This is a genomic window from Pantoea sp. ICBG 1758, from assembly GCF_002928325.1.
Lineage (GTDB): Bacteria > Pseudomonadota > Gammaproteobacteria > Enterobacterales > Enterobacteriaceae > Pantoea > Pantoea eucrina.
In genome coordinates this window covers 497,118-509,933 of the sequence record NZ_POWL01000001.1, presented here as the reverse complement: position 1 = coordinate 509,933, position 12,816 = coordinate 497,118, and the positions used below count along the sequence as shown (strand labels likewise).

Annotated in this window: 10 protein-coding genes; 7 read left to right on the top strand and 3 right to left on the bottom strand. The window is 56.9% G+C overall.

What is annotated here, in order from left to right; translation table 11 throughout:
* The first annotated feature begins 13 nt into the window (after positions 1–13).
* The 3 genes from ssuD to ssuB are packed head-to-tail and all read left to right on the top strand — an operon-like array spanning position 14 to position 2,748.
* Entirely contained in the window at positions 14–1,159 is a 1,146-nt protein-coding gene (ssuD, locus tag C1Y41_RS02460; protein WP_071668708.1) for an FMNH2-dependent alkanesulfonate monooxygenase, read from the top strand.
* A gap of 9 nt (positions 1,160–1,168) precedes the next feature.
* Entirely contained in the window at positions 1,169–1,960 is a 792-nt protein-coding gene (gene ssuC, locus C1Y41_RS02455; protein ID WP_094111471.1) for an aliphatic sulfonate ABC transporter permease SsuC, read from the top strand.
* Positions 1,957–2,748, top strand: coding sequence for an aliphatic sulfonates ABC transporter ATP-binding protein (gene ssuB, locus C1Y41_RS02450; protein ID WP_104084734.1), 792 nt, complete (start codon positions 1,957–1,959; stop codon positions 2,746–2,748). The genes ssuC and ssuB overlap by 4 nt, the downstream gene beginning before the upstream one ends.
* Before the next feature lie 43 nt (positions 2,749–2,791).
* Here the strand turns inward: ssuB and zinT are convergent, their stop codons facing one another.
* Together zinT and pepN are read right to left on the bottom strand one after the other, a co-directional pair.
* Positions 2,792–3,433: a metal-binding protein ZinT gene (gene zinT, locus C1Y41_RS02445; RefSeq protein WP_104085330.1), complete on the bottom strand. Its 642-nt coding sequence runs from the start codon at positions 3,431–3,433 to the stop codon at positions 2,792–2,794.
* A 181-nt stretch (positions 3,434–3,614) separates the two neighbouring features.
* Complete coding sequence (pepN, locus tag C1Y41_RS02440) at positions 3,615–6,230, bottom strand: aminopeptidase N (RefSeq protein ID WP_104084733.1); 2,616 nt, start codon at positions 6,228–6,230, stop codon at positions 3,615–3,617.
* Between the two features lie 270 nt (positions 6,231–6,500).
* Here pepN and pncB point away from each other — a divergent pair, with 270 nt between their 5' ends.
* The 4 genes from pncB (at position 6,501) to C1Y41_RS02420 (ending at position 12,120) form a co-directional block, all read left to right on the top strand.
* The gene (gene pncB / locus C1Y41_RS02435) at positions 6,501–7,706 is read left to right on the top strand and encodes a nicotinate phosphoribosyltransferase (protein ID WP_039385774.1); all 1,206 of its coding nucleotides are present in this window, start codon (positions 6,501–6,503) and stop codon (positions 7,704–7,706) included.
* Between the two features lie 212 nt (positions 7,707–7,918).
* On the top strand, positions 7,919–9,319 hold the full coding sequence (gene asnS, locus C1Y41_RS02430; RefSeq protein WP_104084732.1) for an asparagine--tRNA ligase: 1,401 nt from the start codon (positions 7,919–7,921) through the stop codon (positions 9,317–9,319).
* A gap of 300 nt (positions 9,320–9,619) precedes the next feature.
* Positions 9,620–10,729, top strand: a complete 1,110-nt coding sequence (gene ompC / locus C1Y41_RS02425; protein WP_071668705.1) for a porin OmpC — start codon at positions 9,620–9,622, stop codon at positions 10,727–10,729.
* A 200-nt stretch (positions 10,730–10,929) separates the two neighbouring features.
* Positions 10,930–12,120, top strand: a complete 1,191-nt coding sequence (locus tag C1Y41_RS02420; RefSeq protein ID WP_094111475.1) for an amino acid aminotransferase — start codon at positions 10,930–10,932, stop codon at positions 12,118–12,120.
* Positions 12,121–12,175: 55 nt separating this feature from the next.
* Here the strand turns inward: C1Y41_RS02420 and C1Y41_RS02415 are convergent, their stop codons facing one another.
* Positions 12,176–12,805, bottom strand: coding sequence for an MBL fold metallo-hydrolase (locus tag C1Y41_RS02415; RefSeq protein ID WP_104084731.1), 630 nt, complete (start codon positions 12,803–12,805; stop codon positions 12,176–12,178).
* Positions 12,806–12,816: the final 11 nt, after the last annotated feature.

The following is a 12,816-nucleotide window of genomic DNA, read 5'->3' as shown; positions in this document are numbered from 1 at the left end:
AAGGAACAATACAATGAGCATATCTGTTTTCTGGTTTCTTCCCACGCACGGCGATGGTCACTATCTGGGAACCGCCGAAGGCGCCCGTCCGGTAGATCACGGTTATCTGCAGCAGATAGCACAGGCCGCTGACCGGCTGGGCTTTGGCGGCGTGCTGATCCCGACCGGCCGCTCCTGCGAAGATGCCTGGCTGGTCGCTGCCTCACTGATTCCGGTAACGCAGCGCCTGCGCTTTCTGGTGGCACTGCGTCCTGGCGTGATCTCACCGACCCAGGCAGCGCGTCAGGCGGCAACGCTGGATCGCCTCTCTAATGGTCGTGCGCTGTTTAACCTGGTGACCGGTGGCGATCCGGAAGAGCTGGCGGGCGATGGCGTTTTTCTCGACCATCGCGAACGCTATGCAGAATCGGCGGAATTTACCCGCATCTGGCGACGTGTTTCTGAAGGCGAAACGGTGGACTATGAGGGCAAACACGTCAAAGTGCGCGGTGCGCGCCTGATGTTCCGTTCGGTACAGCAGCCGCGTCCGCCACTCTGGTTCGGCGGCTCTTCTGATGCCGCGCAGGATCTGGCTGCTGAACAGGTTGACGTCTATCTCACCTGGGGAGAGCCGCCCGCGCTGGTTAAAGAGAAGATTGAGCAGGTGCGCGCCAAAGCCGCAGCGCAGGGGCGCACGGTGCGCTTCGGTATTCGTCTGCACGTGATTGTGCGCGAAACGAACGAAGAGGCGTGGCAGGCCGCGGATCGGCTTATTTCACATCTGGATGACGCCACGATTGCCAAAGCACAGGCGGCGTTTGCGCGCACGGATTCGGTCGGACAGCAGCGGATGGCTGCCCTGCACGGCGGCCAGCGCGATAAGCTGGAGATCAGTCCGAACCTCTGGGCTGGGGTTGGCCTGGTACGCGGCGGAGCCGGTACTGCGCTGGTCGGCGACGGGCCAACTGTCGCAGAACGTATGCGCGAATATCAGGCTCTGGGGATTGAGACCTTTATCCTTTCTGGCTATCCGCATCTGGAAGAAGCGTACCGCGTCGGCGAGCTGCTGTTTCCCCATCTTGACCTGGCCGTGCCGGAAGTGCCAAAACCGCGCGTCGTGCAGGCGCATGGCGAAGCTGTGGCCAATGATTTTACGCCACAGAAAGTTGCGCAAAGCTAAGGAGTCACCATGTCTGAGCAGATAAAAACGCTGCGCAATGCGCTGCTGCCCTGGCTGCTGCCGGTGGGAATAGTGGCGATATGGCAGCTCGCTTCGTCGCAGGGCTGGCTCTCCACGCGTATTTTACCGGCGCCGGAGAAAATTGTGACCGCCTTCTGGCAGCTGACCGCCAGCGGTGAACTGTGGCAGCACCTGGCCATCAGCAGCTGGCGCGCACTAATCGGTTTTGCTATCGGCGGCACGATCGGGCTGGCGCTCGGACTCATCACCGGTACATCGCGCACCGGTGAGCGTCTGCTGGATACCTCGCTACAGATGCTGCGCAACGTGCCGCATCTGGCGCTGATCCCGCTGGTGATCCTCTGGTTTGGCATTGATGAATCGGCCAAAATTTTCCTGGTCGCACTCGGTACGCTGTTTCCGATCTACCTCAATACCTATCACGGGATCCGCAATATCGATCGCGGGCTGATAGAGATGGCGCGCAGCTATGGCCTCTCCGGCTGGTCGCTGTTTGCGCAGGTTATCCTGCCTGGCGCCCTGCCCGGCATCATGGTCGGGGTGCGCTTTGCGCTGGGTCTGATGTGGCTGACGCTGATTGTGGCTGAAACCATCTCGGCCAACTCCGGTATCGGCTATCTGGCGATGAACGCGCGCGAATTTTTGCAAACTGACGTGGTCGTGGTGGCCATTATTCTTTATGCCCTGCTGGGCAAACTGGCAGACGTGGCGGCGCAGCTGCTGGAGCGTATCTGGCTGCGCTGGCACCCGGCCTGGCAACTGAAGGAGAGCAACGCATGAGCAATGCCGTACAGAACCCGGCGCGCCTGATCAGCGGCACGCCGGTCGCCATCAGTAACCTCTCTAAGCACTATGGCAATCGTACTATTCTTGACCAGGTCAGCCTGCATATTCCGGCCGGGCAGTTTGTTGCCGTGGTCGGGCGCAGCGGCTGCGGTAAAAGCACCCTGCTGCGGCTGCTGGCCGGACTGGAAGTCGCCAGTCAGGGTGAGCTGCTGGCAGGCAACGCGCCGCTGGCCGCGGCGCGCGACGATACGCGACTGATGTTCCAGGATGCGCGTCTGCTGCCGTGGAAAAAAGTGATCGATAACGTCGGACTCGGCTTACGCGGCCGCGAATGGCGCAGCGCCGCGCTGGAGGCACTGGAGGCCGTGGGGCTTGCCGATCGCGCAAATGAGTGGCCTGCTGCCCTCTCAGGTGGACAGAAGCAGCGCGTGGCGCTGGCGCGGGCGCTGATCCACCGTCCTGGCTTACTGCTGCTCGATGAACCGCTGGGCGCGCTGGATGCCTTAACCCGCATTGAGATGCAGGGGCTGATCGAATCACTCTGGCAGCAGCACAATTTTACGGTACTGCTGGTGACGCATGATGTCAGCGAGGCGGTGGCGCTGGCCGATCGGGTGTTACTGATTGAAGAGGGTAAAATCGGGCTCGACCTGTCGATCGATTTGCCGCGTCCGCGCCGCAAAGGCTCGGCGCGGCTGGCGGAGCTGGAAGCGAGCGTACTGGATCGGGTGATGACGCGCAGCGCCGCTGAGCAGCCGCTGCGCTTTGCCCGGCAGCGTTAACTGCCCTGCCCGCTGGCGGGTCTGTCCGCCAGCGGGCTGTGCATCAGTGATGCAGCAGGTCATCCACCACCTGCGCTTTACTCAGCTGGTAAGGGAAGAACGTGGGCCAGTTTTCCAGTTCATCAAACAGCGCAGCCTGCGAGACATTACCCGTAAAAATGTGGAAGTGGGATGACTTACGCGGGCTGATAATGTGATCGCTGAACTGTACAAAGTGCGGCGCTTTACTGGCTTTATCAGTGCATTCAAACAGATAACGTACCCCTCTTTTACCGGAAACGTAGTTGAGCACCTTGTAACCTTTATAGGCATATTTACAGCTGCTGACCGCGCCTTTTTCGGTAAATTCCATCACGTCGTTTTCAATGCCGATGTCAGTGATATCGCTGGCATAGCCGGTGAGATAGTACTGTTTAATGTCGCTGAACGAGCGCGTTTTATCGGCTGCCGCTTTTTTTTGAAATACCGGATCCAGTGAGCCATCTCTGGCATAGGGATAAACGGACTGCCATACCCCTTCCCAGTCGGAAAGCGGCCGATCTTTCACATCGCCATCGGCAAAGATGCCGCTGGCCGCACGCACCTCTTTTTCACTCAGTGGAGCACCGTGCGAATGACCGCCGTGTGCAAACGCTGCTGAACTGCAGGCCAGCCCCAGAAATAATGTCCAGTACGCTACTTTCATCTTAATATACTCACGCTTTGTTTTATTGATGTTATAACATAACATATAAGTCAGCGTAACGCACCCTGCCGGATTAGCGGCCAAAGTAGTGATTTATGAGAAGGTTTGGCGCGCCATACTGTAGTGCCCGCATGGCCGCAAAAGGGCAGCCGCAACCGGTGACGGTTGCGGCTGCGGAGGATTACGCGTTCAGCGCTTTGGTGATTTTCTCATAGAGATCGCCGGAAAGATTATCCAGCCCCTTTAGCTGCTGCAGTGCCTGGCGCATTAACGCCTGACGTCCTGCATCATAGCGCTTCAGGCGGATCAGGGGTTCAATCATGCGTGCGGCCACCTGCGGGTTACGCGTGTTGAGATCGGTCAGCATTTCAACCAGGAACTGATAACCGCTGCCATCCTGCGCGTGAAACGCCGCCGGGTTGCCCGCCGCGAATGCGCCAATCAGCGCCCGGATGCGGTTGGGGTTACCCATGGTGAAGGAGCGATGGTTCAGCAGCGCACGCACGTTGCGTAACACTTCTGGTGCCGGGCTGGTCGCCTGCAGCATAAACCATTTATCCATGACCAGACCGTCCTGATGCCAGCGCTCATCCCAGGCGGCCAGTAGCGCGTCGCGGCACGGCAGCTGTGCCATCACCGCTGCCGAGAGCGCCGCCAGCGCATCAGTCATATTCGTGGCGTGCGCATACTGCGCCTGAACCAGACGATCGGCCTGCGTCGTATTTCCCAGAGCCAGATAGCTCAGGCAGACATTCTTCAGCGCGCGCCGGCCAATTTCCGCATGATCAACGCGATATTCGCTGCTCTGGCTGGCCAGATAGAGCGCATAGCACTCGTCGTTCAGCTCGTTTGCCAGCGTGCGCATCAGCGCATGGCGTACGGCGGCAATCGCCTGTGGATCGATGATATCGAACAGCTCTGCTATCTCATTTTCTGATGGCAGGGTCAGGATCAGCGCCATCAGCGCCGGATCGCCCTGCTCATCCAGCAGCACCGCCCGGAAAGCGTCAGCAACGTGCAGAGGCAGCGACAGCGGCTGGCCCTGCTGGTAGCGCGCGACGTTGAGACGAATATAGGTTGCGAGCAGACTCTGCGCCGCATCCCAGCGGGAAAACTCATTGCTCGCGTGACGCATCAGGAAGGTGAGCTGTGCGTCGCTCCACTTATAATCGAGTTTTACCGGTGCAGAGAATTCACGCAGCAGTGACGGCACCGGCTGAAAATAGACGTTATCAAAGACAAACGTCTGGAACGCCTGCGTCACGTTCAGCACGTGATGTACCGGCTGGCCGTTATGCTGTAGCGGGATCACTTTGCCTTCGTTATCGTAGAGTTCGATATCCAGCGGAATGTGCAGCGGCAGCTTCTCCTGACCATCTGCGGTTGGCGGCGTATGCTGGGTCACGTGCAGGGTATACTGCTCCAGCTCCGGATTATAGTCATCGCGCACGCTCACGACCGGCGTGCCTGACTGGCTGTACCAGCGACGGAACTGGGTTAAATCGACGCCAGAGGCATCTTCCATCGCCTGGACAAAATCGTCGCAGGTTGCCGCACTGCCGTCGTGACGTTCAAAGTAGCACTGCATGCCCTGCTGAAACTTCTCTTCACCCAGCAGCGTGTGCATCATGCGGATCACTTCCGATCCCTTCTCGTACACCGTCAGGGTATAGAAGTTATTCATCTCTATAACCTGATCCGGCCGGATCGGGTGCGCCATCGGGCTGGCATCTTCGGCAAACTGCGCACCGCGCATCACCCGCACGTTATCAATACGATTCACCGCGCGGGAGCCGAGATCGGAGCTGAACTCCTGATCGCGGAATACCGTCAGACCCTCTTTCAGGCTGAGCTGGAACCAGTCGCGACAGGTGACGCGGTTACCGGTCCAGTTATGGAAATATTCATGGCCGATCACCGCCTCGATGCCGAGATAATCTTTATCCGTCGCGGTTTCCGCTTTTGCCAGCACATATTTGGAGTTAAAGACGTTGAGGCCTTTGTTCTCCATCGCGCCCATATTGAAGAAATCCACGGCGACAATCATAAAGATATCGAGGTCATATTCGAGACCAAAACGCTCTTCATCCCACTTCATGCTGGCTTTCAGCGAGGTCATTGCCCAGTCGGCACGATCGAGATTACCGCGGTCAACAAAGATCTCCAGCGCGACGTCGCGCCCTGAACGGGTGGTAAAACTGTCGCGCAGCACATCAAAATCACCTGCCACCAGCGCAAACAGATAGCAGGGTTTCGGGAACGGATCCTGCCACGTCACCCAGTGACGCCCGTCGTCCAGCTCGCCGCTCTTTAGCTTGTTACCGTTGGAGAGCAGATACGGGTAGCGCACCGGGTCGGCCCGGAGCGTGGTGGTAAAGCGCGCCAGAACGTCAGGACGATCCAGGTACCAGGTGATGTGCCGGAAACCCTCCGCCTCACACTGGGTGCAGAGCGCCTCGCCCGACTGATACAGCCCTTCCAGCGCGCTGTTTTTAGCCGGATGGATCAGGTTTACAATGCGCAGCGTGAAGTTGTCAGGCAGCTGACTGAGGATCAGCGCCCCCGCCTCTTCGCGATAGTGCGGCCAGGGCGCGCCATCTACCGTCAGCTCAACCAGCGTTAACGCTTCACCATCAAGATGCAGATCGGCGTCTGCTGCGCCGAGACGTTTGACCTGACTGATGGCTGTTACGCGTGTTTCTGTTGCATCCAGATCAAACGTCAGGTCGATATCCGTAATGGTGTAATCAGGCGCCCGGTAGTCGTGGCGATATTTAATGTGCGGCTGTTGCGTCATATATCCTTCTCGCATCGTTGTTATGTTGAGGCCATCCTGTTGCGGTGGCGCAAATATCTCAAAGTCTAAGCGGCCTGACGGCGAGTTGCCATGCGCAATGCGCGCTGGCGCAGAAAAGGCTACAATTCAGTAACAATGGCACAATTGTCCCTCGACCCGCCACCTGCAAATGTGGTGTGATCGCAGAGATTACTGTTTTATACTCCTGCGTCTTTAGGATTTTGTTAAACACCGGGCTCTGCTCCGCGGAAGAGGATGCTGAAACGCACCATGACTGGACACGCTTCCCCGATTTTGACCACGCTGCTTGATACCGATGCGTACAAGCTTCATATGCAGCAGGCCGTATATCATCGTTACTACGATGTCCCGGTTACCGCAGAATTTCGCTGTCGCAGCGATGAACAGCTTGGCCGGTATGCCAGCGAGATTCGCGCGCAAATTGATACTTTGCAAGATCTGACCCTGAGCGACGATGAGTTTGCCTGGCTCAGTAACCTGCCTTTTTTCCAGCACGACTATCTGACCTGGCTACGCGCCTTTCGCTTCAATCCGGCGCAGGTTGAGGTACGGGACGAGCGGGGCCAGCTGCGCATCCAGATCCGCGGCCCGTGGCGTGAGGTCATTCTGTGGGAAGTGCCGCTGCTGGCGCTGATCAGTGAAGTGGTACATCGCCACCGCACGCCGCAGATCGCCGCAGAGCAGGCGGTCGCGCATCTGCAGCAAAAACTTTCAGCCTTTCAGACGCAGGTTGCCGATCTCGATATGTCGCGCTTTCAGCTGATGGATTTCGGCACGCGCCGCCGCTATTCACAGGAGGTGCAGGAAGCGATTGTCAGTACGCTGAAAGCGGAGTTTCCATGGCTGGTGGGCACCAGTAATTACGATCTGGCGCGTCGTCTGCAGCTGACGCCGGTCGGCACCCAGGCCCATGAGTGGTTTCAGGCGCATCAGCAGATCAGCCCGGTGCTGGCCAACAGCCAGCGCGCGGCGCTGCAGTCGTGGCTGGATGAGTATGATAACCAGCTGGGCATTGCGCTCACGGACTGCATCACCATGGACGCCTTTTTGCGCGATTTTGGTCCCGGCTTTGCCCATCGCTATCAGGGACTGCGCCACGACTCCGGCGATCCGGTTGAGTGGGGCGAGAAAGCCGTTGCGCACTATGAGCGGCTCGGTATCGATCCGCGCAGCAAAACGCTGGTGTTCTCTGACAATCTCAACCTGGATAAAGCGCTGGCGCTCTATCGTCACTTTGGTCAGCGTGCCAACGTGGTGTTTGGTATTGGCACGCGCCTGACCTGCGACATTCCGGGCGTAACGCCGCTTAACATCGTGATTAAACTGGTCAGCTGCAATGGCAAACCGGTCGCTAAACTCTCTGACAGCCCGGGTAAAACGATTTGTCAGGATAAAGCCTTTGTGCGTGCACTGCGCAAAGCATTTGACCTGCCGCTGGTTAAACGCGCCAGCTGACCTGCCCCGGGCAGGGTTCACTCCCCTGCCCGCCGCCATTAAAATCACTCACTTCCCGCAATTTTGCTTGTTTCCTGATGGCTCGCAAGTAACATAGCAACACCCCTGAACGTGGGAGAATTGGCTGTTTCTGTCAGCACCGTACGTCACCTGTGACGATAGCGAGATGCGACGGGACACCCGTTATTTCATCTATATATAGAGAGATTTTTATGAGCGTAGTGCCTGTAGCGGATGTACTGCACGGCCGGGTCGCGGTTGACAGTGAAGTCACCGTACGCGGCTGGGTGCGTACCCGAAGAGATTCCAAAGCCGGTCTTTCCTTTATCGCCGTTTATGACGGCTCCTGCTTTAATCCCGTTCAGGCTGTCGTCAATAATTCTCTGAATAATTATCAGGATGAAGTGCTGCGTCTGACCACCGGCTGCTCGGTCATTGTCACCGGCACCGTGGTGGAATCACCGGGCCAGGGCCAGGCATTTGAGCTGCAGGCCACCCGTGTTGAAGTGACCGGCTGGGTTGACGATCCTGACACTTACCCGATGGCTGCCAAACGTCACAGCATCGAGTATCTGCGCGAAGTGGCTCACCTGCGCCCGCGTACTAACCTGGTTGGCGCCGTCGCGCGCGTGCGTCATACCCTGGCGCAGGCGCTGCATCGCTTTTTCCATGAGAACGGCTATTTCTGGGTTTCCACGCCGCTGATCACCGCATCAGATACGGAAGGCGCAGGCGAAATGTTCCGCGTATCGACGCTGGATATGGAAAACCTGCCGCGCGATCCGCAGGGTAAAGTGGATTATGACAAAGATTTCTTCGGTAAAGAGGCGTTCCTGACCGTATCAGGCCAGCTGAATGCTGAAACGTATGCCTGTGCGTTGTCAAAAGTCTACACCTTTGGCCCAACGTTCCGTGCGGAAAACTCCAACACCAGCCGTCACCTGGCGGAATTCTGGATGCTGGAGCCGGAAGTGGCGTTTGCCACGCTGGATGACGCCGCAGCGCTGGCTGAAGCGATGCTGAAATATGTCTTCAAAGCTGTACTGAATGAACGTGCCGATGACATGGCGTTCTTCGCCGAGCGCGTGGATAAAGATGCCGTTGCGCGCCTTGAGCGTTTTGTTACCACCGATTTTGCACAGGTAGACTATACCGACGCAGTTGACATATTGCTGAAGAGCGGCCAGAGCTTTGAAAACCCGGTTGCATGGGGTGTGGATCTCTCTTCTGAACATGAGCGCTACCTGGCCGAAAAACACTTCAAGGCGCCGGTGGTGGTGAAGAACTACCCGAAAGATATTAAAGCGTTCTACATGCGTATGAATGATGACGGTAAAACCGTAGCGGCAATGGACGTGCTGGCACCGGGCATTGGTGAAATCATTGGTGGATCGCAGCGTGAAGAGCGGCTGGATGTGCTGGATGCCCGTCTGGCAGAGATGGGGCTGAATAAAGAGGATTACTGGTGGTATCGCGACCTGCGTCGTTACGGCACCGTACCGCACGCCGGCTTTGGTTTAGGGTTTGAACGTTTGATCGCCTATGTCACCGGCGTACAAAATGTAAGGGACGTTATCCCCTTCCCGCGTACCCCGCGCAACGCGAATTTCTGATTTCTCCAATTAAATATAAGAAATTCATATATATACCGAGGTCGGCACTGCCGGCCTTTTTTTATTTTTGTAAATCTTGAGATATCTCACAAAGTTCCGTAATTATTACAAATTGTCACACAATTTTTCTTTTTGATACTCAATTAGGAGATTTGAATCATTTTCGGGCTAGAAATAGCAACTGCGGAGTGAAAAGATGCGTGCAGACATATGAGACACCAAACTTCTTTCAGGGTTCCTGTAAAGTTTTCCTGACGGCAGTGGCAGGTGTCCAGATAACTCCAATGAGGGTAATAAATAATGATGAAGCGCAACATTCTTGCAGTGGTTATCCCTGCTCTGTTAGCTGCCGGTGCAGCAAATGCAGCAGAAATCTATAACAAAGATGGCAACAAACTGGACCTCTACGGAAAAGTTGACGCACGCCACACATTCTCTGACGACGCTGGCAACGATGGCGACGCCTCTTATGTGCGCTTTGGTTTCAAGGGTGAAACGCAGATTACCGACCAGCTGACCGGCTACGGCCAGTGGGAATACAACATCCAGGCAAACGTTGCTGAATCTCAGGGTACTGAAGGTTCCAAAACCCGTCTGGGCTTTGCCGGTCTGAAATTTGGCGACTACGGCTCATTCGACTACGGTCGTAACTACGGCGTAGGCTACGATCCACTGGCGTGGACCGACGTTCTGCCAGTATTCGGCGGCGACTCTGGCCGTTCTGACAACTTTATGCTGGGTCGTTCTAACGGTCTGGCGACCTACCGCAACAGCAACTTCTTTGGTCTGGTTGATGGCCTGGCGTTCGCTGCTCAGTATCAGGGCAAAAACGAAGAGTCCGCCAATGGCCGTAGCGCAGATCGCGCAAACGGCGACGGCTGGGGTACTTCTTTAACCTATACCTCTGAGATCGGCGTAGGCATCTCTGCTGCGTACACCTCTTCTGACCGTACCAACGGCCAGCAGGCTAACTTCTACGGTAACGGCAGCGAGAAAGCTGACGCCTGGTCAACCGCGCTGAAATATGACGCGAACAACGTGTACCTGGCTGCGATGTACGGTGAGAGCCGTAACTCAACCTGGATCAGCACTGCTGCTAACGGCGCGACCCCGGCCCTTGCTGGTGCAGTAAACAAAGAGCAGAAGTTTGAAGCCGTTGCTCAGTACCAGTTCGACTTCGGTCTGCGTCCATCCCTGGCTTACGTCCAGTCTAAAGGCAAGGATATCGAGACCTGGGGCGATCAGGACCTGTATAAGTACGTTTCAGTGGGTACTTATTACTACTTCAACAAAAACATGTCTACCTATGTTGACTACCAGATCAACCTGATGGATGACAACGACTTTACCCGCGCAGCTGGCATCACTACTGATGACACCGTTGGCGTAGGCCTGGTTTACCAGTTCTGATTCTGCGAATCAGCACGGTTTAACCACGTAAAACGGAGCCTGATGGCTCCGTTTTTCTTTTCAGTGATCTACCTCGCAATTAGCAGTGCTTATATCCGCCACCGGCACAATTCTTTTTGAGATGGCCGGTTGGCAAGCCTCGCGTCTGACGTTAACCTGATAGCTCATTTCGCTAAAGTTCACCCAAACGGAACTGACTCATGTTTGAATCTATCTCTGCCGCACCTGCCGACCCTATTCTGGGGCTGGCCGATCTGTTTCGCGCTGATGACCGTCCGCATAAAATTAATCTGGGCATTGGCGTATACAAAGATGAAACCGGAAAAACGCCGGTGCTGACCAGCGTGAAAAAAGCTGAGCAGTACCTGCTGGAAAATGAGACGACCAAAAACTATCTGAGCATTGACGGCCTGCCCGATTTTGCCCGCTGCACTCAGGCGCTGCTGTTTGGCAACGACAGCCCGCTTATCGCCGCAGGCCGCGCCTGCACGGCGCAGACGCCAGGCGGCACCGGTGCCCTGCGCGTGGCGGCGGATTTTCTCGCCACGCAGACCAGCGTTAAACGCGTCTGGGTAAGCAATCCAAGCTGGCCAAACCATAAAAACGTGTTTAACGCTGCCGGCCTCGAGGTGTGTGAATATCAGTACTACGACGCCGCAAACCACACGCTCGATTTCGACGGCATGCTGGCAGCGCTGCAGCAGGCGCAGGCGGGCGACGTGGTGCTGTTCCACGGCTGCTGCCATAACCCGACCGGCATCGACCCGACGCGCGAGCAGTGGCAACAGCTCGCAACGCTGTCACAGGAAAAGGGCTGGCTGCCGCTGTTTGACTTCGCCTATCAGGGTTTTGCACGCGGTCTGGACGAAGATGCTGAAGGCCTGCGCATTTTTGCCGCAGCCCACCAGGAGCTGCTGGTTGCCAGCTCCTACTCTAAGAACTTTGGTCTCTATAACGAGCGCGTCGGCGCCCTGACGCTGGTAGCGGCCAGCAGCGACGCGGCTAAAACCGCGTTCAGCCAGGTGAAATACAGCATCCGTGCCAACTACTCCAATCCGCCGTCGCACGGCGCTGCCGTTGTCGCCACTATCCTCAGCAATGAGGCGCTGCGGACTATCTGGGTACAGGAGCTGACCGATATGCGTCAGCGTATTCAGCGTATGCGTCAGCTGTTTGTGAACACGCTGGCAGAAAAAGGCGCGCGCCAGGATTTCAGCTTCATCATCAAACAGAACGGCATGTTCTCATTCAGCGGCCTGACCAAAGATCAGGTCGTGCGTCTGCGTGATGAATTCGGCGTGTACGCGGTAAACTCAGGTCGCGTTAACGTGGCAGGCATGACGCCGGATAATATGTCGGCGCTGTGTGAAGCGATAGTCGCAGTACTCTAAGCGAAATGCGTGAACAGGCGGCGGGTGAGGCTCTCACCCGCCGCTTTTTTTATGGCTACTGCAGGAAAGGATTGGTCAGACGCTCACGTCCCAGCGTGGATACCGGCCCGTGCCCGGGTACAAACGCAATGTCGTCGCCCAGCGGCAGCAGGTTGGTTTTGATGGCGTTGATCAGATCGCTGTGGCTGCCCTGCGGGAAGTCGGTGCGCCCGACGCCGCCGCTAAAGATTATGTCTCCTGAGATAAGCAGCTTTCCGGCGCGATCGAAAAAGACAATGTGCCCCGGGGTATGACCCGGACAGTGCAGCACCTCCAGCGCCACGTTGCCCAGCTCTACCACATCACCCTCTTCCAGCCAGCGATCCGGCGTCAGCGGTGCACACTCCGGCAGCCCAAACATCCGGCTCTGCGTGGGCAGATTATCGAGCCAGACTTTGTCCAGCTGATGCGGGCCGGTCACCGGTATCTGGAAATGGGCCGCCAGCTCAGCCGCCGCGCCGGCATGGTCGAGGTGGCCGTGCGTCAGCAAAATCTGCGACGGCTTCAGGCCGCGCTCCGCCAGCGCCGCTTTGATGGTTTCCGCATCGCCGCCAGGATCGACCAGGGCTGCAATGCCCGTCTCTTCATCCCAGATAGCTGAACAGTTTTGCGAAAAGGCGGTAACCGGAATAATGTGATAATTCATAACGCTCCATG

Excerpts from the sequence above, each read along its gene's own strand:
- ssuD (WP_071668708.1), top strand. The coding sequence starts at position 14 with ATGAGCATATCTGTTTTCTGGTTTCTTCCCACGCACGGCGATGGTCAC.
- ssuC (WP_094111471.1), top strand. The coding sequence starts at position 1,169 with ATGTCTGAGCAGATAAAAACGCTGCGCAATGCGCTGCTGCCCTGGCTG.
- ssuB (WP_104084734.1), top strand. The coding sequence starts at position 1,957 with ATGAGCAATGCCGTACAGAACCCGGCGCGCCTGATCAGCGGCACGCCG.
- zinT (WP_104085330.1), bottom strand. The coding sequence starts at position 3,433 with ATGAAAGTAGCGTACTGGACATTATTTCTGGGGCTGGCCTGCAGTTCA.
- pepN (WP_104084733.1), bottom strand. The coding sequence starts at position 6,230 with ATGACGCAACAGCCGCACATTAAATATCGCCACGACTACCGGGCGCCT.
- pncB (WP_039385774.1), top strand. The coding sequence starts at position 6,501 with ATGACTGGACACGCTTCCCCGATTTTGACCACGCTGCTTGATACCGAT.
- asnS (WP_104084732.1), top strand. The coding sequence starts at position 7,919 with ATGAGCGTAGTGCCTGTAGCGGATGTACTGCACGGCCGGGTCGCGGTT.
- ompC (WP_071668705.1), top strand. The coding sequence starts at position 9,620 with ATGATGAAGCGCAACATTCTTGCAGTGGTTATCCCTGCTCTGTTAGCT.
- C1Y41_RS02420 (WP_094111475.1), top strand. The coding sequence starts at position 10,930 with ATGTTTGAATCTATCTCTGCCGCACCTGCCGACCCTATTCTGGGGCTG.
- C1Y41_RS02415 (WP_104084731.1), bottom strand. The coding sequence starts at position 12,805 with ATGAATTATCACATTATTCCGGTTACCGCCTTTTCGCAAAACTGTTCA.